Below are 19345 nucleotides of genomic sequence, written 5' to 3' on the forward strand. Positions count from 1 at the left end.
GGACGCAGGACGGGCGGCGCAACAGGTCAGCCCGAATGTGGGCTCAGGCTAGGGGCAAGCAGCCGCTCTTCCGCGCCCTGGGGATCCCCCCAGCGGATTTCAGCTTGTCCATGGCGCACGGTGCCCGGGCTGGCACCGGGAATGCGCTGCAGCTGATCGGTGGGCACCATCACCACCGCCACCCGCGTGTTGCCCCGCGCGCGGCTGAAATAGGCCGCCAGATCCGTTGCCATCGCCAGGTCGGATTCCTCGGCCAGCCCGTTGGAGCTCTTCAACACCACGTGACTGCCTGGGCATTCCTGGGCGTGAAACCAGAGGTCACCACTGCGGGCCTGGCGCAGCGAAATCCAGTCGTTCTGGCGGTGATTCCGCCCCACCTGCACCTTGAGACCTCCGGGAGTGTTCAGTTCCAGCGGCTTCGGCTGGTCCCGTTGACGCTGCTGACGCATGCTGCGACGGCGTTCCTTGGGCTGCAACAGCTCATCGAGTTCCTCCCGTAGATCATTCAGGGCGGCCAGGCGCGCCGGGCCGTCCTGCCAGATGGCACTCAGTTGATCTTCGATGAAGGTTTCGCTCGCGCTGATCAGCTCCAGCCGTTGCTGATGGTGCTCCAGCCGCTGCTCAAGGATCGGGCGCGATCTCCGCAGTTTTTTGGCCATGCGATAGAGCGACTGGGCTTCATCGACCTGGTCGCGGCTTGGGTTGCCAAGGCAGAGGAGAGCGTCCGCCTGACGTTGAAGAGCCTCGTGCCCTTCGGTGGCCTTCAGGCGCTGGTGTTGGTCCTGCTGGGCTGCCTGTTCTTTGCTGCGCCAACGCTCCAGGCGTTGACGCAGGTCTTGGCTGACCCGTGCCAGGGCCCGTTGCTCTTGGCATTGCTGGTGCAGGGATCCCAGGGTGAGCGCCAGAGCGGGCTGTGGATGCACTTCACCCCGGAGAGCCCCCCAGACCCGGTAACGACCGTCGTTTTCCACCACCAGGGTGAACTGCTCACGCTCGAGCTGGTCCAACCAGAGCGACCAGCGTTCAAACAGGTGGCACCAGTGGCGTGCATCCAGGCTGTCCACCGGGGTGTTCAGATGGTCGCCGGCGAGCTGTAGAGCAAGGGCTGGGCTGATCCCCTGATAGGTCTGCTGCAGGGCCTTGCGCAGGGGGACCGGCACGAGAGAGAGCCGCTCCTTCCAGCGCTCAAAGCCCTCCGTTGGATCCGGTGCCAACCCCTGCAGCATCGGGGGTGGGCTGTAGGAATCACCGGTGGAGAGAGGGCGCACGCGGGACTGATGGTCCCGGACCTGTCGCCCCAGGGCAATGATCCGGCGCTGCTCATCCAGCAGCAGCAGGTTGCTGTGCCGTCCCATCAGCTCCAGCACGAGCACCCGCTGGATCGGTTCCCCAGGGCGTTGGGCAAACCGGAATTCCACCACCCGTTCAAAACCGCTCTGGTGGAGCTCCACCAGAGCCAGCTGGCGGAGGCTGTGTTGCAACTGCTGGGCGAAGGTGCTGCCGCTGCCGCTGCGCGGGGGAGGGTTGACCTCCACCAGCCGAGGGGCTTCGGCTTGCCAGCTCAGTTCCAGCCACACCATCCCCTTGAGGCTGCGGCATCCCAGCTGAATCGTTGCCGAATCCGGTTGTTGGGCCTTCTCGAAGCGGCTGGGCACCAGCTTTGGGCGCAGATCCCAGAGCACCGCGCGCAGCGTGGTGAGATCCATTGGCTGCAGGCTGGTGGAGGCGATCACCTGGAGCAGAGGGCGAGGCATCGGGGCTTCCTACTCTGCTGACCCACGCAGACGCCGCGATGTCCACCAGTGGAAAGCTCACCTTGATCACCGGCCCCAGTGGAGTCGGCAAGGGAACGCTGGTGAACCAGCTGCTGGAACGGCATCCCCAGATCTGGCTGTCGGTGTCGGCCACCACCCGTTCTCCGCGCCAGGGGGAGCAGAACGGCATCAACTACTTCTTCCACAGCCGTGCGGGTTTTGAGGCCTTGGTGGAGCAGGGAGGTTTTCTCGAGTGGGCGGAATTCGCGGGGAATTGCTACGGCACCCCCCGAGGTCCTGTGGAAGAACAGATGGCGGCAGGGCGCCCCGTGCTTCTGGAGATTGAGTTGGAAGGTGCCCGCCAGGTGCGTCGCAGTTTCCCGGACGGTTTTCAGATTTTTCTGGCTCCCCCAAGCTTTGAAGAATTGGAGCGCCGGATCCGTGGGCGCGGAACCGATGCGGAGGACGCCATTCAGCGCCGCTTGATTCGCGCTCGCGAGGAGCTCGAGGCCCAACAGGAATTCGACGCTGTCGTGATCAATGACGATCTCAAAGCAGCGTTGAACCAGGTGGAGACGCTGATGGGGCTGGGATGACGCGGAGCTGCTTTTTGCAACGCTGATCGTCGCAACCAGGACTTTCGCAACCCTGACTTTCGCAACGGGGGCAGACACAAAAAAGGGAACCCGAAGGTTCCCTTGCTTCTAGAAAATCAAACCAGATTCACATCGGGTGGAAGAGAAGATCGGGGAAGAAGCGGTTCCACTCGATCAGGATTCCGGCGGTGGCAGTGAACCAAATGGCTGCAACTACTGGAGCTGCGGTCAGAAACTTGTTCATTATTGAGGGGGCAATGTTTGAAGTCCTTTGAATCAGCGTGGTGAAACAGTCACCTTGCTGTCGTCTTCGAGCAGCTTGCCGCTGGTGAATTCACCGAAAGCAGCCAGAGGCCAGGTGGCAGCAGCTAGAAGGCTCTTGATGGCGATGCTGCGATCGATGAAGATCTCGTACTGGGCAGCATTCTTGCCGCGAGTTGCTTTCAGGTACTCACGACCGGCCCAGCCGATGCAGCCGGCGACGTACAAGAACATGATCCCGGGATAGACAAAATCACCGGCGTGGCTCCAGCGGCCATCAACGATCAGGTGGGGAAGGCCATCCTCACCACAGGAGGCCTGGCTGTACATCTCGAAGCGAGCTTTGGCCTGAGGCGTGGTGGCAGCGGCAGCACGCTGCTGGAAGCGAGCGCTTTCTGAGCAGGGTGTGAGGCCAGCCACATCCGCCTTGGCGACGGGGGCGAAGCCGAACACCAGGAGTGCTGAAAGCACGACGGCGAAGAGACGACGCATCGGAACAATTCCTCTGAACGGTGCCCCGAAAGGGCAAGATGTCACAAGTCGGACAGTAGGGGAGGCGCATCGCTTCGATGCACGCAGTGCTTGCCCTCGAAACAAGTTGTGACGAGTCCGCTGCAGCGGTCCTGCGCCGTCACGCGGATGGACGAATCGACGTTCTGGCGTCGCGGATTGCATCTCAGGTTGAGGAGCATGCCCGTTGGGGTGGTGTTGTGCCCGAAATCGCTTCGCGCCGCCACGTTGAGGCCCTGCCGGGGCTGGTGGAGGCCGTGGTTGACGAGGCGGGTGTCGCTCTGGGGCAGCTGGATGCCATCGCGGCCACGATCACTCCAGGTCTGGCCGGGGCTCTGATGGTGGCCTCGGTGACGGGTCGCACCCTTGCTGCGCTGCATCAGCGCCCCTTTCTCGGCGTTCATCACCTGGAGGGCCATCTGGCCTCGGTGATGCTTGGAGATGCCCCACCGCAGGCTCCTTATCTGGTGTTGCTTGTGAGCGGGGGCCACACGGAGCTGATCCTGGTGGCTAACGACGGCGGGATGACGCGGCTCGGCCGAAGCCATGACGATGCCGCTGGAGAGGCTTTCGACAAGGTGGCCCGCCTGCTTGGTCTGGGATACCCCGGAGGTCCTGCCATCCAGGCTGTAGCCGAAACGGGTGATGCAACGTGCTTTCGCCTGCCCAAAGGGCGGATTTCATTGCCGGGCGGCGGTTTTCACCCCTACGACTTTTCCTTCAGTGGTCTGAAGACCGCCATGCTCCGCACTGTGGAAACTTTGCGGCAAAACACCGATCCGCTGCCTCTTGCCGACCTGGCCGCCAGTTTCGAACAGGTGGTGGCCGATGTTCTGGTGCAGCGCAGTCTTCGCTGTGCTGAAGACCACGGTGTTCAGCAACTTGTGATGGTTGGAGGCGTCGCAGCGAACCGTCGCTTGCGCCAGAGCATGCTCGAACAGGGGAAGCAGCGGGGCATAGCGGTCTCCATCGCTCCCCTGGCCTTCTGCACCGACAACGCCGCCATGATCGGAGCTGCGGCCTTGCTGCGTCTGGGCCAGAACGCGGCTTGCACGTCTCTTGAATCCGGCGTAGCCGCCCGCTGGCCCTTGGATCAGGCCAATGCGCTTTACACACCAGACCCACCCTTTTAGGAAAGCCTTTTAGGCTTGAAGGCACTGTTCGGTCTATGCGTCGTGGACCAACCGGAAACCAGATCAGATGCACCGGAGCCCGTGGAGGCTGATGAGCTGAACGCTTGGAAGCGTGGCTTCACTCCACAAGCCGAAATCTGGAACGGCCGTCTGGCGATGATCGGCCTCTCCGCAGGCATTGCCGTCGTTCTTTTGGTGCGTGTGTTCAGCGGTGGCTGATCAGCTTCGGCCCCGCAGGGCCTGAGCCAGCTCGTTGGGTTTGAGGCTGACGGCAACCAGCTTGATCGCCATCAATGCGACCTGCCTCCACCAGTGCCAGCAGCGATTGATTGGTGGTCACCATCCCATCGAATCCGCTGCGCTCCATGATGTCCTCCACCTCATCGAGCGCCCCCCGCTGGATGTAGTCCTTGCAGGCGTCGGTGTTGATCAGGATGTCGTGATAGGCCGTCCGTTTTGCATCTGTTGTCTTGATCAATCCCTGGGCGATCACCCCCAGCAGCGACTCGGACAACGAACGGCGCACATTCTCCTGCTCTTCAGGTGGATACATGCTGAGGACCCTTTCCACGGTCTTCACCGCTGAATTGGTGTGCAGCGTTCCGAACACCAGGTGGCCGGTCTGGGCCGCTTCCAGGGCTGTGGACAGGGTTTCCTGATCCTGGATTTCGCCGACCAGAATCGCATCGGGGTCTTCCCTCAGGGCGTTGTGGAATCTGAGGGTGTGCAACCCCACTTTCCGGTGCCGGATGAGGGACTTGCGGCTCTCGTGGACGAACTCGACGGGATCTTCGATCGTGAGGATGTGGCGTGCCTCGTTGCGGTTGATCCAATCGATCATGGCCGCCAGGGTTGTGCTTTTGCCGGACCCTGTCGGACCGGTCACCAGGATCAGTCCCTTCGGACGGGCCGCGAGGCTCTCCAGCACGCTGGGGAGATTCAGCTGCTCCATGGTGAGGATCGTCTGCGGAATCAGGCGTAGCACCATCGCCGGGCCCCGCAGTGAATCCATCAGGTTGATGCGAACGCGCACGAAGGGGAAGGCATGGGAGCCGTCAAATTCCTTGTCGCGGTTGAAGCCATCGATCTGCTGTGGCGTCAGGATTTCCTGGAGCCATCCCTGAAAGACTTCGGCGCGGGGGACTGGCCAATCCGTGCCCTGCATGTCTCCCCGGGCCCGGTAGCGCGGCACTTCCCCAACCCCCAGGTGGACATCGGAATGGCCGGCATCATGGGCGATGCGCACGATCTCCTCGAGGCTTGGAGAGCCATCTGCAGCGGATCGGGGCGCCGGGTTGTGAACCTCCCGAAGTCCTTCTGAACTACGGGAGGCGGCTGGGCGCGGCGGGAAGCTGGGGGGGAAACCGGCTGAGCCACGTTGATGGCGAGGGATCTGTATTCAGGATCGTCTCGATGCCGGAACTGGCAAGGATTTCTCACTGTTCTCTCCGGGTTAACGCCCGTAAACTCCAGCGGTCCGTCCGGATGGAATGGCTGAACAGCCCCGCGTCACGATCGTTCTGGGAACGCGTCCGGAGGCGATCAAGCTGGCTCCGGTCATCCGGACGTTTCAATCCTGTGATGCATTGCAGACCCGTGTCGTCCTGACCGGTCAGCACCGCGAAATGGTGGGCCAGGTGATGGATCTGTTCCATCTCCAGGCGGATCAGGATCTCAATCTGATGGCACCCCGTCAGACCCTGACCCATGTCACCTGTGCTGCGCTGCAAGGGCTGCGGGAAGACTTTCAGGCCTACCCCCCGCAGTTGGTTCTGGTGCAGGGCGACACCACCACGGCGTTTGCCGCTGGTTTGGCTGCGTTTTACGAGCAGATCCCGGTTGGTCATGTGGAGGCCGGCCTGCGCACTGACAATCTTTTGGATCCCTTCCCAGAAGAAGCCAACCGTCGGCTCCTTTCTCAGATCGCAACCCTTCATTTCGCTCCGACGCTCAAGGCTGAATCCAACCTGAAAGCATCCGGGGTGGTCGGGGAGATCGCCGTGACCGGCAACACCGTGATCGATGCCTTGTTGTTGATGGCGGAATCGGCGCCGGATGTTCAGTTCGATGGCCTCAACTGGGATCAACAGAGGGTGATCCTCGCCACGGTGCATCGCCGTGAAAACTGGGGTGAGCGGCTGCACGACATCGCTGCAGGAATGCTGCAGGTGCTTGAGCGCTACCCCGATACGGCGCTGCTGCTGCCGATGCACCGCAACCCGACGGTGCGTGAACCGCTGCAGGCCCTGCTTGGAAGCCATCCCCGAGTCGTTCTGACCGAACCTTTGGACTACGACCGTCTCGTTGCAGCGATGAAAGGTTGCTGCCTGTTGCTAACCGATTCCGGTGGTCTCCAGGAGGAGGCCCCTGCGCTCGGCAAACCCGTGCTGGTTCTGCGGCGAACCACAGAGCGGCCGGAGGCCGTTGATGCGGGCACTGCCCGGCTGGTGGGCACCGATCCCGATGTGATCCTGGAGGAGACCTCGCGGCTGCTTGGGGATGCCACGGCCTATCAAGAGATGTCCCGCGCCGTTAACCCCTTCGGCGATGGTCACGCCAGCGAACGCATCCTTGAACGCTGTCGGCGACAGCTCGGGGTCTGAAGCGTCCTTCAGCAGCGATGGCTGTTACCGCTGGTGGCTGCGGCGATGCCTGGGTGCCGGCGAAGGGTGCCTCCTTTTCGTGGGTCTGAATCCCTCGAGAGCTGATGGCCAGCGTGATGATCCGACCCTGCGCCGTTTGATCGGCTTCGCCAGGCAATGGGGATATCGGGAGTTGCTGGTGCTGAATCTGTTCGCCCGGATGTCGCCGTCTCCGGCGGCGTTGCTGCGGGTGAAGGACCCCATCGGTGAGCAGAACGACGCGATCTTGAACCGCTGGTTCAACCACTGGTCCCGAACATCTGGGGTTGATCTCTGGTGTGGGTGGGGGGCGAATGGGGCGCGATGGGACCGGACTCAGCTGGTTCTTGGAACCATTCAGCATTTGCTGCCGCACCGCCGACGCTCCGTTCCCGACTCGCCGCATCCTCTGATGCTCGGGCAGACGGCCTCGGGGCAACCGCGCCATCCGCTTTATGCCCCGCGTAACGCCTGTCTTCGCCCTCTTCTCTGGGCAGACCCGGAACCGATCCGTCATCCTGTGGGGACCGTGATGGATGTCTTTCCGCGCTGATGTCCCGTACGCCCCGTCGCTACGCCGTCCATCTCCACCTTGTGGGAGGGCAAACCGAACGGGTGTTTTTTCCGAAACTCGAGACCTTCCAGGAGTGGTACCAAGGGGTGGTCAATGCCGAGAACCAGGGCGGTTTCGTCAACGTTCCCCTCAGTGACCTGGAGGGCGAGTATCTGGTCGTACGCCCCCAAGCGGTGATCGGCGTGCGCGTGGAACCTCAGTTCTCCTCTGTCGATGACGCCTGAGCGTCTGGGCCTCCTCTGGGGCGTCACGGTTTCCTCGGGTGCTGCAGCCCGTTTTCTGGCGGCCAAGTCGGAATTTCCTGGGGTGGTGTTGCTGCTCCTGTCGGGGCTGCTGATCGGTCGCTCTGGTCTGGGTTGGGTGGAACCCCTTGATCTCGGCTCCGGGCTTGGAACCGTGGTGGGTCTTCTTGTCAGCCTGGTGCTGTTCGATGGCGGACTGAATCTGCGTCTGCCTGGAGACACGATCAAGGCCACGGTGCAGCGCATCGCAGCCCTGCGTCTGTTGATCTCCCTGGGAGGCGGTCTGTTGGCGGCCCATTGGCTTGCTGGCCTCAGCTGGTCGCTTGCGGCTGTGTTCAGTGCCATCGTGCTGGCCACGGGGCCAACGGTGGTCACACCCCTGGTGCGTCAAATTCGGCTCGCACCTCCTCTGGGCGAAGTCCTGGAGGCTGAGGGACTGTTGCTTGAGCCCATCGGCGCCGTTTTAGCCCTGCTGCTGTTGGAGCTTGTCCTTGGCAACCTGCATGGCTGGCGGGAGGTGATGCTCGGCCTGCTGTATCGATTGGGCGGTGGTGTGCTGATTGGCGCGAGCGTCGGCTGGCTGCTGTCAGAACTGCTGCGACGGCTCAAACCCGATCAGTTGAAGGGGCTCCCGCTTCAGCTCAGTCTGGGTTTGCTGTTTCTGATGTATGGCGTCAGTGAGTGGCTTCTGCCGGAATCCGCCCTGCCTGCTTCGGTGGCGGCGGGCATCGTTGTCGGTCGACGTCCAGGCCCCCACACCGCTGAATTGGATGGTTTGATTCAGGAACTGGCGCAGTTGGCGATCACGATGCTGTTTCCGCTGCTGGCTGCTGACGTCTCCTGGGCTGAACTCAGTCCGCTGGGTTGGGGCGGCATCCTCTGTGTGCTGTCGTTGATGCTCGTGGTGCGTCCGATCGGCGTAGGTCTGGCCACCATCGGGTTGCCCTACAAGCTTGAACAACGGCTGTTTCTGGGTTGGCTCGCTCCTCGAGGCATCGTCACCGCAGCGGTGGCCTCTCTCTTCGCGATTCGCTTGGAGCAGGCCGGCATCCTGGGGGCAGGACGCCTTCAGGGGTTGGTGTTCCTCACCATCCTGATGACCGTTGGCTTACAGGGCCTCACGGCTCAGCCGTTGGCTCAGGCTCTTGGCCTAGTTAAAGCCGAGGATGACGAGCCTGCCTCAGCCGAGGCAGCGGCGCAGACGCGGCAGGTCCTCACCGATTCGGGCCAGCAATGACCAGGTGGTGATCAGATCGGGGCCTTGAAGACGCCCCAGCAGAGCGGCGCGCAGTGACTTCATCACAACCCCTTTCTTCACACCGGCTGCTTTGGCGGCATCCCCCAGCCAAGTCTTGGCTTGATCGACGTCGCTGCCGTCCCAAGGGTTGTTCTCGAGCCGCTGAAGCAGGTCCGCAATGGCTGCCTTGGCTCCTTCGATCGCGAGTTGCTCGAGGGCATCGTCCTGGAGCTCCGGACGATCAAAGAACGGTTCCGCCTGATCGACGCCATCTTTGAGCAAGGTGAGGGATGGCCCCAGCAAGGCGCAGAGGTCCAGGCACCAGCTCTTGTCGCTCGGAGGGGTCCAACCGCGTTCGGTCCACAGAGGCGTCAGTTCATCCAGAAGATGGTCCGCCGTCCAGCCATGCAGAACCTGGGCATTCAGCCAGTTGAGCTTGTCCCAGTCGAAACGCGCCCCGGCTTTGTTGACGCGGTCGAAACCAAAAACGGCTGCGGCCTCACGCAAGCTGAACCGTTCCTCCATGCCCTCCGGTACGGACCACCCCAACAAGGTCATGTAGTTGGCGATGGCGTCAGGGGTGTAGCCCATGGCGCGGAAGTCGTTGATGGAGGTCACCCCATCCCGTTTTGAGAGCTTGCGTCCCTCGGCATTGAGGATTAGAGGAGCGTGGGCAAAGGTCGGCAAGGGCAGGCCCAGCGCTTCGTAGAGGAGCAGTTGCTTGGCGGTGTTGGCAATGTGATCTTCACCGCGGATCACATGGGTGATGTCCATCGCGGCGTCATCCACCACCACAACAAGGTTGTAGAGGGGGTCGCCGATTTGATCCGCCGGGGCGCGACGGGCAATCACCATGTCTCCGCCAAGGTCTGAGCCTCGCCAGCTCATGGCGCCACGCACCAGATCATTCCAGCGAATTTCGGCAGCGTCATCGATGCGAAAACGAATCACCGCTTCACGGCCTTCTGCCTGAAACGCCTGCTCCTGCTCGGGGGTCAGACACCTGTGGCGGTTGTCGTAGCGCGGGGCTTGATTGGCCGCTTTCTGCGCATCGCGCATGGCCGTGAGTTCCGTTTCGCTGGCGTAACAGCGGTAGGCCAGTCCCCGATCGAGCAGGGTCTGTATGGCATCACGGTGCTGCCCCACCCGTTCGCTCTGGATGACGGGTTCCTCGTCCCAGTCGATCCCGAGCCACTGCAAGCCTTCGAGAATGTTCTGGGTGTACTCGGGCTTGGACCGCTCCTTGTCGGTGTCTTCAATGCGCAGCACGAACGCGCCTTGCTCGTGCTTGGCGTAGAGCCAATTGAAAACAGCGGTTCGCGCCGTTCCAATATGGAGCGTGCCCGTCGGGCTGGGGGCCAATCGAACGCGCACCATCGTGGCTCTTGGTGGTGAGAACGGGACCGACGGGATTCGAACCCGCAACTTCCGCCGTGACAGGGCGGTGCTCTAACCGGTTGAACTACGGTCCCAGATCTGATTCAGAACTCGCGAGACGCGCTCCGAAGAATCTGATCTGTGTCGCTTGCGCGACCTAATCAGTATCAACTGTCGCCCTGCCCTCCGTCAACAACTGAGCCATGGATCAGCCTGGATTTGTCATGCTGGCGCCACCACAAAAAAATCCCGACGACAGAGTCGCCGGGACATGAGGGAAAACATCAGCTCAACGCTCAATAACCAACAATTCAGGGACGGAATCCTGCAGGTTCGATGAGCCGAACCTGATTGCCGCGGGCTGTGAATTCACGCCCTTGATCACTCTGAACGACCACACGGCCGCCGGACTTGACGCGTATCACTCGGGCACGGACCCAGCCGAGGGCGGCTGACTCCAACACCTTCACAACATCACCAGGTTGAAGATCCAACTCCATGCTCAGAACCGGGAAACTGCACGAGGGGAACATCGGACGCGCCGTGGAGGACTCGAACCCCCGACATCAGGTTTTGGAGACCTGCGTTCTACCAACTGAACTAACGGCGCAAGGCGATGTACCCCTCAGCCAACGTTGAAGTTGGCAACTGATTGAACGAGGTCGAAACCTCAGCGATCGAAGCGCTGCTTCACGCGGGTGGCCTTGCCCACCCGTTCCCGCAGATAGAAAAGCTTCGCCCTGCGTACTTTACCGCGCCGTTCCACCTTGATGGAAGCCACCTGGGGGCTGTGCAGCATGAACACCCGCTCAACGCCGATGCCCTGGAAAATCCGGCGCACGGTGATGGTCTGGTTAAGGCCACCATGGCGCTTGGAAATCACCACGCCTTCGTAGGGCTGAACACGCTCCTTGTTGCCCTCGCTGATGCGAACACCAACGCGCACGGTGTCGCCCACGTAGATCTCAGGGAGATCATCCTTCTGCTGAGCCGACTCAAAGGAGCGAATCAGAGCTTCAGGACTCAGTTTCTTGGCAGGGGCACCGGAAGCATTGCTGGCCTTCGCCGCTGCCTTAGGTGCTGTTTCCACAGCCGTTTCGGTGTTGTCGTCGGTCACCGCTGTGTCCTTCGAATCGGCTGCCATCCCAGCTCCGCGTTGAATCGCCAAACTATGAGTGTACCTTTCGACGCCATCGCTCCATTAGGAGCCCTATGCCTGTGATCAGCATCCACAGCAGGCCGATGGCGTTGAGAAGAACGACGACCGGTTCCAAGGTGGAACCAAGCCATTCTCCCTCGTGCACGACCATTAACCAGTGAACCTGGTCTCGGCTGGCTCCGAACCAGTCCCGTGCCAGGCGGTAACTAACACCGGAGAACACCGTCACCAGCAAAGGCGCCAGAACGAAGGGTGCAACGCTTCGATGCAGTTCCCGCAAGCGCGCAAGCAGCGACATGACCGGCATCAATTCGGTTGCTGTTGATAGCGTGACGGATATTGGGCTGAGCCATGAATCTCTTTGCTGATCTTCTGGCATCCACCCAGGCAGCGCAGGGGCAAGTGACGGCGACGGGCCCGCGCATTCAGAGGCGTCGCGGCGTTGAGATCAAATCAGCCCGTGAAGTGAAGATCATGCGCCAGGCCAGCCACATCGTCGCCACCGTGCTGCGGGAGGTGATGGGAATGGTGGAGCCAGGTCAGACGACGGGAGATATTGATGCCTATGCGGAAAAACGCATTCGAGAGATGGGGGCGACCCCAAGTTTCAAGGGCTATCACGGTTTTCCGGCGAGCATCTGCGCCAGCATCAACAACGAAGTGGTGCATGGCATCCCCAGTCCGAAGCGTGTGATCCGCCAGGGCGATCTACTGAAGGTGGATACCGGCGCCTATTTCGAGGGCTACCACGGCGACAGCTGCATCACGATCTGCGTGGGAGATGCACCCCAGGAAGCACAGACCTTGAGCCGTGTTGCCAAGGAAGCCTTGATGGCTGGTCTGAGCCAGGTCAAAGCAGGTAACACCTTGCTGGATATCGCTGGAGCCGTTGAAGACCACGTCAATGCCAACGGTTTCAGTGTTGTGGAGGATTACACCGGCCACGGTGTCGGCCGGAACCTGCACGAAGAACCTTCCGTGTTCAATTTCCGCACCGACGAGCTCCCCAATGTCACCTTGCGTCCTGGCATGACCCTGGCGATTGAGCCCATCCTCAATGCCGGCAGCAAGGCCTGCCGCACCTTGCGGGATCAGTGGACTGTCGTCACTCGCGACGGCTCTCTCTCGGCGCAGTGGGAGCACACCGTTTTGGTGACCAGTGATGGATGCGAGATCCTTACCGATCGGGGCGACTGAGGATCCGGCTGTAGATCCGCCGTCCAAGCTCGGTCAGAGGCATCAAGACATACGTCAGTGGGTTTGGTGTCACGATCACCAGGCGAAACCCCCAGCTCGCCTGGCGAACCACTTGGTCTGCGACGAAATCGGCGCCCATCACCCCAATCGGATTGAGCGATGAGCGAAAGGGGCCGAGCACCAGCTTGCGCAGGATCAGGGCTTCTCGTCCGGTGGCATCAAGCACCGCACCGCGGATGCTCACCAGTTGCCCCAGCATTCGCTTGGTGAGTTCATACACGGGACTGACGGCAGGCTGAATTTCAGCCTCTGAGGTGTTGATCCACACCTCCCTCGGATCAGCCTGCGGCGATGCTCTGCTGATGGCCTCAAATCGCTGCATCAGCCTCCAGCTGCTCAAGGTGTTGATCTCCAGCGCCTGATTGATCACTTCAGGGCTTTGGCCGCCTTGAGGATTGATCCCGTGGTTCAGCACCAGAACATCGAGCTCCTCCAGATCGGCGTCCAAGCTGGCTTCGTCTCCGCAGCTCCAGCTCACCCAACGGTGTGGGCCGTCCGCTTGCTCTGGAGGTATAGATCCGTGGGTGAAACCGACGACGTGGGCGCCTGCGGAACGGAAGCAACGGGCCAGGGCTGCGCCGAGGGCTCCACGAGCGCCTGTGATGCCGATCCGTTTGCCGAGAAAGGGGGACTGGGCCATGGGGCCAGCTTGGGGCATCCTTGAAACGAGCGGGGCACGAATCAAGCACCAGCTGTGTCAGATGCCGCCCAACTGGTTCTGTTCGCTCCCTACTGCGGTGGCGTCAGTCGCGAGCAGGATCTATCCGCAGCCCTGCAGATCCTGGGGCGGGGCGCATTGCAGGGGCGGCGTCCGGTGGTCGGAAGCGATGGACACCCCTACGAACTCCGCTGGAATGGGGTCGCTGCACCGATGGAGAGGCTGGACTGTCAGCTTCGTTTTCCCGGTCATCCCGAGGGAGATTTTGATTTCGCCATCACCACCCATCAGCTGGTGGTCTGGTTGATGGATTGTTCCCATCTGCAGCCATCGGAGCCCGATTTGCCCAATGGGTTCTGGCAGTGGTTGTTGATCGAGCGCGGAGATGCTCCTGAACAGGCCTAGATTCAGTGGTGTCAGGCATCACCTCCATGGGAACGACACTGTTGATCGGATCGTGTGAGCCGTTCAGTGGGAAGTCGGCCCTTGTTCTTGGAATTGCTCAGCAGCTCGCCCGTGCCGGACAGCAGATCAGGTTCGGAAAGCCCCTGGCCACAAGCCTGGACTGGGATCCGAACCAGGGGGCGTTGCCTCAACCACTCATCGACGACGACGTTCGATTTGTTGGTGAAACGCTGAATCTGCCGCCTGAGCGTTTGATTCCTTCGATGCATCTGCTGTCTCCGACCACAGCTGCCCAGCGGCTTGGCCAAGGCGAGTTGGATGCTGGCCAAGGTTTTGCGGAGCTGCGCCAGTGCATTCAGTCTGATGATGGACTCACACTCTTGGAATGTGCGGGAAGTCTCCAGGAGGGTTTGCTGTACGGCCTCAGCCTTCCGCAGCTGGCCACAGGTCTCGATGCCAAGGTCGTTCTGGTGCACCTCTGGCAGGACAGCCGCAGTGTGGATGCGCTGCTCGCGGCCAAGCAGACCCTGGGTGACCGTCTGGTTGGAGTGGTGCTGAACGCCGTCACTCCAGAAGAGGTCGACAGCTTGGAGCGACAGGTGGTTCCTGCCTTGCAGGGCCTGGGCTTGCAGGTGTTTGGCGTTATGCCCCGTTCTCCTTTGCTGCGAAGCGTCACGGTCGGCGAGTTGGTGCGGCGCCTCAATGCCCGGGTGATCTGTTGCCAGGAACGGCAGGAACTGCTGGTGGAAACCCTGAGCATCGGCGCGATGAATGTGAATTCCGCCATGGAGTTCTTCCGCAAACGACGCAACATGGCTGTTGTGACGGGAGCTGATCGCACCGACATCCAGCTGGCCGCCCTTGAAGCTTCAACCCAATGTTTGATTCTCACTGGGGCTGGGGAACCTCTCCCTCAATTGATCAATCGCGCCGAAGAATTGGATGTGCCTTTGCTCAAGGTGGAGCACGACACCCTGGCCACGGTGGGGGTGATTGAGCAGGCCTTCGGCCATGTTCGCCTGCATGAAGCCGTGAAGGCCACCTACGCCTTCCGTCTTGTGGAGGAGCATTGCAAGCTTGATCAGCTCTTCAATGCATTGAATCTGACGGTTCAGCACGCTTGATGGTTGCTAACTTCCGATGAAATCAGGCGGCAAGTTTTCCTTGGGTCAGTCACTGGATCTGCCGGCTCTTGATCGGGTTGACACGCTTGCGCAGGAACTCGCTCTGCTGCAGGACAAAAGCCAACGAAGGATCGCCATTCTCGGTAGCCGCCATGTGCCCGTTGTGGCGGTTCACCTGATCGAATTGGTGGCTCGCTCATTGGTGCAGGAAGGCCATTCTCTGATCACATCCGGATCTCAGGGGGTGAATGCAGCAGTGATTCGCGGGTGTCTTGAGGTGGATCCCTCCAAGCTCACCGTGCTTTTGCCCCAGAGCCTCGATCGGCAGGTTCCTGAAATCCGAGATCTCTTGGATCGGGTGTTGCACCTTGTGGACAAGCCCGAGCAGGACGACCTGCCCTTGCCGATGGCCAGCAGTTTGTGCAATCAAGAGATCATCAACCGTTGTGATCAGTTGATCTGTCTCGCATTTCACGACAGTGAAACCCTGCTGGCGAGTGCACGAACTGCTGAGGACATGGGGAAGGTGGTGAGCCTTCTGTATTTCGACTGATCAGCCGGCGGCGCTGATCACGGCCCGCAGTCCCTCCACGTAGCAGATGCCAACGGCAGTCACCCCCGTAGCCCAGCAGAGTCCCCTCAGGGGTGGGACGTTGCTGACATAGGCAAACAGATAAACAAATCGGATGCCTGGCCAGATCCACGCTGCTGCGATGGCTGTGGGGCTGCTGACTCCGCTAATCAGACACAACAGCATGGCCGGTGCCCCCAGGGTCAGTGCTTCCCAGCTGTTCTCCTGTGCCCACACGGCGCGCTGCCCGAAGGCGGGCAGCCGTTCAAACATCGCCCGAGGCGCCTGAAGATCCGCCATGGTGAAGTCGGCTTTGGCCCGTCCGGCACCGGTGAGCACGATACTCACCATCACGACGGCTCCCATCAGGCAAAGGGCCCAGGCAAACGCAGGAGTCATGACATCCAATCAATCCCCGGGACCCTAACGGGCTCAGGTGGGCCACACCCTGCTGGAGATCGATGGGTTTCTAAACTGGAGGATCGACAGGTTTGCGACATGGCCAGCACTTATTCCTTCGATGTGGTCTCTGACTTTGATCGTCAGGAGCTGGTGAACACCCTTGATCAGGTTCGTCGTGATGTTGGCAACCGTTATGACCTCAAGGATTCCGGCACCGAGATCGATCTTGAGGAAACGGAGCTGGTGATCACCTCGGCCAGTGATATGACGCTTCAGGCGGTGGAGGATGTGCTGCGAACCAAAGCGACCAAACGCAACCTCTCCCTCAAGATTTTCGATTTTCAAACACCTGAAACCGTCGGAGGCAACCGGGTAAAGCAGGTGGTGAAGCTGCGTAAGGGCCTCAGTCAGGAGATTGCGAAGAAGTTGAGCAAGATGGTGCGCGATGAGCTCAAAAAGGTGACGGTGGCGATCCAGGGTGAAAGTGTGCGGATCACCGGTAAGAGCAAAGATGACCTGCAAGCCGCGATTCAGCTCGTCAAGAGTAAGGAAGATGATCTTGATGTTCCTCTGCAGTTTGAGAACTATCGCTGATTAAAAGAAAGACTTGTCGGTGATCAACAACGAGTTTTTGAAATTCTCCGGCATGATTTTTAGCCTCGTCACATATGGTTGGTACGTTTTTTCGATGAGAGCTGACGTTTAATTGCTCTGGTCCCGGGCCCGTCGGGCATCGATGATCTTTGCCAGTTCCAGCACATAGCCGGCGGTGCACCAGCGCCCATGGCTGCGGGATCGGTTTTCAGGGTCCGAACGGATTTCAGCGGTCTCGGCCATCACGAGATCCAGCTCTCCCTGCGGCAGGTCATAGAGCTCCTGTAATTCCAGTTCCCGGCTGAGCAGATGGCTGCGAAACCATTTGCGGTTTTGTTCTTGGGGCGGGATGTCTTGGCTCAAGGGGCATCACTGCGTTGATGTAATTCAGTTTGACGCCGCGAGTCAGGAAGGGAGTCGCAATGCCTTGTACTTGCAGTGGTTTTGAAGTTGACGCTCATGGATTCTCAGGACTCTCCTGACTCCATAAGCCAGAACCCAAGCCAAAAGGGCACTGGATCTTGTGTTGAGAGGTCTAGGGCTACGAAGGGCTACTGGATCAATGGATCTGGCTTGGCTTTTGAGGGGCGTCAGCTCTAAGCCCGAGCCCCATGTAAGGGAGAGGGATGCTGAAGAAGCCACCCAGGGTGAGGGACAACAACGGTGCTCTCCAAGTCAGGTTGAGGTTGGGTGGTCGAGACCATTTCATCAATCGGATTGGTCGTTTCGAAGATCCAGTCGCCCAAGCAAGGGGGCAAGCCATCTGTGCCGAGATCTGGAGAGATGCCCAGCAAGGGGATTTGGACTTATCCCTGAATCGATACCGCCCACTGGTGAAGGGTCGAGACCAGGACTTGCTCGATGCCCTCAGGTCATTGGCAGAGGAGAAGAGGCAGGCAAGGGTTACGCATGCCTATCGAGTGGTGAAGAGGTTTGGCTTGCCGATCAGAACCAAAGCCGAGGTTGATCGCTTTCTTGCGTGGATGAAGGCAGAGGGGTTAGCGGCATCCACTCAGTCCACGATCCTTTGCACGATTCGATCTGTGCAACCAGGCAATGAGCCATTGCGGTCGGTTCAGGTCAAGGTGCCAGCCAGGTCAGTGCAGGCGGAGGTGCTGAGTAGGGAAGAGATCAAGAGTGTGCTGGACGATCTCAGAAGCAATGAGGAGTGGTTTTACCCCTGCTTTGCCTTGTGGCTCGGCACAGGTCTCAGGAATGCAGAAGTGATTGGTCTGACCTGGGACTGTGTACGCCTTGAGGAAGGCGAGCTGTTGATCAGCAAGACGCTGAGGCGTGATGGCACTGCCACACTTCAACGGGTGTGGTCAGGCACCAAGACAGGCAAAGCACGTGTTGTGCCGTTGAGTCAGCAGGTCGTTGAGGTGCTCAGTCAGCACAGAGAGACCATGAAGTGCTTGGGGCTGAATACGAAGAATGGCTTGGTGTTTGTGACGCCAAGAACCCATGGGCATTTGTATGACGCGGGGTTAGAGAAGGTCTGGAAGCGATCGCAGCGTCGTGTTGGACTAGCTCCAAGGCGTCTGTATGCCCAAAGGCATTCATTCCTGAGCCATGCCTTGGCGATGGGGAACAGTCCTGCTGATTTGGCAGCAGTGGCAGGACACCGCACTGAGGAATTGCTCAGGACCTATGCCAAGCCCACAGGGCGAGTGAAGGTGCCGACATGGTGAGGCAGAGCAAAGACCAGTGGATTGAGGAAAGGAGGGAGAAATTCAGATGTCCTCATTGCGGAGACGTCATTGCCTGCTCTGAGGAGGGAGACCTTGGTTTGTATTCAGCCAAGATTTTCAGAAGGCACCAGCAGGCGTGTGAGCGAGAAAAGATGAGCCACTAATGATTTGACCAGTGCCCTTGCTGAAGGGGTCTTCTACTGGCATATAAGGCAGGATGTGTGCCAATTTTTGCGGCTATATCAGGGGTCTTAAGCTTGCCGATTTTTTGGCTCAAAGCCATTGCTAGCACTGGCTTCTGAAAGCCCTTTTTTGTCTAGATATGGGGTGGAAACTAAGTGTCCCACGCTAGCCAGTTTAGGCGTCTATTTGCCATATAATATGTGTATCGAAACGAGGGCAGGACGCCTCCTCTGCGATACACAAATAAAATATTCGCCACTGCATATGTGCTCTGGCGAAGACGATAAGCCGTCTTTAAACCCTATCGGTGAGAAACACCGAGAACAAACAATCTGTACTGTATGGAGTCTGCTATGAAAAGCTATCAGAAGTTGCATGAAGCGCTGAGCGGAAGCAATAGTCTTATTAAGACGAAGGTTTCTGGGACTGGTTTTGCCTTTACTTGTTTTAGTAAAGATTGCCTGAGTTATCGATCTGTTGCTACTGCGATGCGTGTTTGGCTGGAAAGTGAATCGATCAATGTGAATGTTGGCGTTGCATCTAGTTGTACGTTTGCCGATGTTGAATCTTTTGTCGCGAGCCAACCAGACAAGCATGTGCTTACTTTCCCTGGCTACCTATTTGTGGTTGAAGCAATGCCCCTCTTGACTGGTTTTGATCTATTTATGGATGGTGTTGTTTTCAGCTGGAATCGACGTGCAGCCCGCCTTGCAGGTGCTGCCCGTTGATGCACTCCCCAGAGCAACTGCTGCAGGATCTCTCAGTGACCTTGCAGCATCTGGGATGGAGAAAGACTGACAGTGGGGTGTATCGCTTTCGGTGCCCCTACTGCCAACACGACAGTCATGCCCCTGGTTACGTCCACAAGGGGTATCTCCATCCTGATAAGGGGTCACCAGATCGATGGCGCTTTAAGTGCCATCGCTGCGGCACGGCAACGACCTTGCTGGACTTCGTGAGGGAGCATGCAGCTCACCTCCTGCTGCCTTCCCCAGA

24 protein-coding genes, 2 tRNA genes and 1 pseudogene are annotated in these 19345 nt (G+C 59.7%); 14 read left to right on the plus strand and 13 right to left on the minus strand.

The annotated features are described in order from the left end of the window. Positions 1–26 precede the first annotated feature (26 nt). Positions 27–1754 (minus strand): NFACT family protein, encoded by a 1728-nt coding sequence (locus DXY03_RS10615; RefSeq protein WP_115010384.1) that lies wholly within the window; start codon positions 1752–1754, stop codon positions 27–29. A 38-nt stretch (positions 1755–1792) separates the two neighbouring features. Between DXY03_RS10615 and gmk the strand changes: the two genes are divergently transcribed. After that, the gene (gene gmk / locus DXY03_RS10620; RefSeq protein ID WP_115010385.1) at positions 1793–2350 is read left to right on the plus strand and encodes a guanylate kinase; all 558 of its coding nucleotides are present in this window, start codon (positions 1793–1795) and stop codon (positions 2348–2350) included. Positions 2351–2477: 127 nt separating this feature from the next. Here the strand turns inward: gmk and psaJ are convergent, their stop codons facing one another. Together psaJ and DXY03_RS10630 are read right to left on the minus strand one after the other, a co-directional pair. Further along, positions 2478–2594 carry a photosystem I reaction center subunit IX gene (gene psaJ, locus DXY03_RS10625; RefSeq protein WP_006850741.1) on the minus strand — a complete coding sequence of 39 codons (117 nt, stop codon included), beginning with the start codon at positions 2592–2594 and terminating at the stop codon, positions 2478–2480. A gap of 32 nt (positions 2595–2626) precedes the next feature. Next, positions 2627–3103: a Photosystem I reaction center subunit III gene (locus DXY03_RS10630; protein WP_114988265.1), complete on the minus strand. Its 477-nt coding sequence runs from the start codon at positions 3101–3103 to the stop codon at positions 2627–2629. A 77-nt stretch (positions 3104–3180) separates the two neighbouring features. On the opposite strand from DXY03_RS10630, the gene tsaD reads away from it, so the two are divergent. Further along, entirely contained in the window at positions 3181–4254 is a 1074-nt protein-coding gene (gene tsaD, locus DXY03_RS10635) for a tRNA (adenosine(37)-N6)-threonylcarbamoyltransferase complex transferase subunit TsaD (protein WP_115010386.1), read from the plus strand. 42 nt (positions 4255–4296) lie between these two features. Further along, the gene (locus DXY03_RS10640; RefSeq protein ID WP_115010387.1) at positions 4297–4473 is read left to right on the plus strand and encodes a chlorophyll a/b-binding protein; all 177 of its coding nucleotides are present in this window, start codon (positions 4297–4299) and stop codon (positions 4471–4473) included. Here DXY03_RS10640 and DXY03_RS10645 read toward each other — a convergent pair. Continuing rightward, positions 4474–5653 (minus strand): annotated as a pseudogene (locus DXY03_RS10645) (type IV pilus twitching motility protein PilT). A gap of 91 nt (positions 5654–5744) precedes the next feature. Between DXY03_RS10645 and wecB the strand changes: the two are divergent. Genes wecB through DXY03_RS10665 form a run of 4 tightly spaced genes read left to right on the plus strand, consistent with a single transcriptional unit; the run spans position 5745 to position 8928 of the window. Further along, complete coding sequence (gene wecB, locus DXY03_RS10650) at positions 5745–6857, plus strand: non-hydrolyzing UDP-N-acetylglucosamine 2-epimerase (RefSeq protein WP_115010388.1); 1113 nt, start codon at positions 5745–5747, stop codon at positions 6855–6857. After that, the gene (locus DXY03_RS10655) at positions 6826–7428 is read left to right on the plus strand and encodes a DUF1643 domain-containing protein (protein WP_115010389.1); all 603 of its coding nucleotides are present in this window, start codon (positions 6826–6828) and stop codon (positions 7426–7428) included. Before wecB ends, DXY03_RS10655 begins: the two co-directional genes overlap by 32 nt. Next, positions 7428–7673: a hypothetical protein gene (locus DXY03_RS10660; RefSeq protein WP_115010390.1), complete on the plus strand. Its 246-nt coding sequence runs from the start codon at positions 7428–7430 to the stop codon at positions 7671–7673. The genes DXY03_RS10655 and DXY03_RS10660 overlap by 1 nt, the downstream gene beginning before the upstream one ends. Next, the gene (locus tag DXY03_RS10665; RefSeq protein WP_115010391.1) at positions 7663–8928 is read left to right on the plus strand and encodes a sodium:proton antiporter; all 1266 of its coding nucleotides are present in this window, start codon (positions 7663–7665) and stop codon (positions 8926–8928) included. Before DXY03_RS10660 ends, DXY03_RS10665 begins: the two co-directional genes overlap by 11 nt. Here DXY03_RS10665 and gltX read toward each other — a convergent pair. From gltX to DXY03_RS10695, 6 genes are all read right to left on the minus strand, one after another. Beyond that, the gene (gltX, locus tag DXY03_RS10670) at positions 8872–10305 is read right to left on the minus strand and encodes a glutamate--tRNA ligase (RefSeq protein WP_115010392.1); all 1434 of its coding nucleotides are present in this window, start codon (positions 10303–10305) and stop codon (positions 8872–8874) included. The genes DXY03_RS10665 and gltX overlap by 57 nt on opposite strands. 21 nt (positions 10306–10326) lie before the next feature. Further along, a tRNA-Asp gene (locus tag DXY03_RS10675) sits at positions 10327–10400 on the minus strand. Between the two features lie 216 nt (positions 10401–10616). Next, positions 10617–10805 carry a hyperconserved protein Hcp gene (locus tag DXY03_RS10680; protein ID WP_006043540.1) on the minus strand — a complete coding sequence of 63 codons (189 nt, stop codon included), beginning with the start codon at positions 10803–10805 and terminating at the stop codon, positions 10617–10619. 37 nt (positions 10806–10842) lie between these two features. Beyond that, positions 10843–10915: transfer RNA gene (locus DXY03_RS10685), tRNA-Trp, on the minus strand. 60 nt (positions 10916–10975) lie between these two features. Continuing rightward, positions 10976–11449: a 50S ribosomal protein L19 gene (gene rplS, locus DXY03_RS10690; protein WP_115010393.1), complete on the minus strand. Its 474-nt coding sequence runs from the start codon at positions 11447–11449 to the stop codon at positions 10976–10978. 25 nt (positions 11450–11474) lie between these two features. Further along, positions 11475–11762 (minus strand): PepSY domain-containing protein, encoded by a 288-nt coding sequence (locus tag DXY03_RS10695; protein WP_115010424.1) that lies wholly within the window; start codon positions 11760–11762, stop codon positions 11475–11477. A 53-nt stretch (positions 11763–11815) separates the two neighbouring features. Between DXY03_RS10695 and map the strand changes: the two genes are divergently transcribed. After that, positions 11816–12661 carry a type I methionyl aminopeptidase gene (map, locus tag DXY03_RS10700; RefSeq protein WP_115010394.1) on the plus strand — a complete coding sequence of 282 codons (846 nt, stop codon included), beginning with the start codon at positions 11816–11818 and terminating at the stop codon, positions 12659–12661. Here the strand turns inward: map and DXY03_RS10705 are convergent. Continuing rightward, positions 12642–13379 carry an SDR family oxidoreductase gene (locus DXY03_RS10705; RefSeq protein ID WP_115010395.1) on the minus strand — a complete coding sequence of 246 codons (738 nt, stop codon included), beginning with the start codon at positions 13377–13379 and terminating at the stop codon, positions 12642–12644. The two genes, map and DXY03_RS10705, sit on opposite strands and share 20 nt — an antisense overlap. A gap of 36 nt (positions 13380–13415) precedes the next feature. Here DXY03_RS10705 and ebsA point away from each other — a divergent pair, with 36 nt between their 5' ends. The 3 genes from ebsA to DXY03_RS10720 are packed head-to-tail and all read left to right on the plus strand — an operon-like array spanning position 13416 to position 15461. After that, positions 13416–13784, plus strand: coding sequence for a type IV pilus biogenesis protein EbsA (gene ebsA / locus DXY03_RS10710; RefSeq protein WP_115010396.1), 369 nt, complete (start codon positions 13416–13418; stop codon positions 13782–13784). 26 nt (positions 13785–13810) lie between these two features. Further along, entirely contained in the window at positions 13811–14908 is a 1098-nt protein-coding gene (locus DXY03_RS10715) for a phosphotransacetylase family protein (protein WP_115010425.1), read from the plus strand. 16 nt (positions 14909–14924) lie between these two features. Then, entirely contained in the window at positions 14925–15461 is a 537-nt protein-coding gene (locus DXY03_RS10720) for a hypothetical protein (RefSeq protein ID WP_006851763.1), read from the plus strand. On the opposite strand, the gene DXY03_RS10725 is transcribed toward DXY03_RS10720, so the two are convergent. Further along, entirely contained in the window at positions 15462–15878 is a 417-nt protein-coding gene (locus tag DXY03_RS10725; protein ID WP_170952046.1) for an MAPEG family protein, read from the minus strand. It abuts the gene before it with no gap. Between the two features lie 99 nt (positions 15879–15977). Here DXY03_RS10725 and DXY03_RS10730 point away from each other — a divergent pair, with 99 nt between their 5' ends. Then, positions 15978–16475: a YajQ family cyclic di-GMP-binding protein gene (locus tag DXY03_RS10730; protein ID WP_115010398.1), complete on the plus strand. Its 498-nt coding sequence runs from the start codon at positions 15978–15980 to the stop codon at positions 16473–16475. A gap of 108 nt (positions 16476–16583) precedes the next feature. Here the strand turns inward: DXY03_RS10730 and DXY03_RS10735 are convergent, their stop codons facing one another. After that, positions 16584–16838, minus strand: a complete 255-nt coding sequence (locus DXY03_RS10735; RefSeq protein WP_115010399.1) for a hypothetical protein — start codon at positions 16836–16838, stop codon at positions 16584–16586. 491 nt (positions 16839–17329) lie between these two features. On the opposite strand from DXY03_RS10735, the gene DXY03_RS10740 reads away from it, so the two are divergent. Then, positions 17330–18166 (plus strand): tyrosine-type recombinase/integrase, encoded by an 837-nt coding sequence (locus DXY03_RS10740; RefSeq protein ID WP_371637741.1) that lies wholly within the window; start codon positions 17330–17332, stop codon positions 18164–18166. A 524-nt stretch (positions 18167–18690) separates the two neighbouring features. Continuing rightward, positions 18691–19077, plus strand: a complete 387-nt coding sequence (locus tag DXY03_RS11935; protein ID WP_206749734.1) for a hypothetical protein — start codon at positions 18691–18693, stop codon at positions 19075–19077. Positions 19078–19345: the final 268 nt, after the last annotated feature.

Source organism: Synechococcus sp. N5 (assembly GCF_900473925.1).
GTDB lineage: Bacteria > Cyanobacteriota > Cyanobacteriia > PCC-6307 > Cyanobiaceae > Parasynechococcus.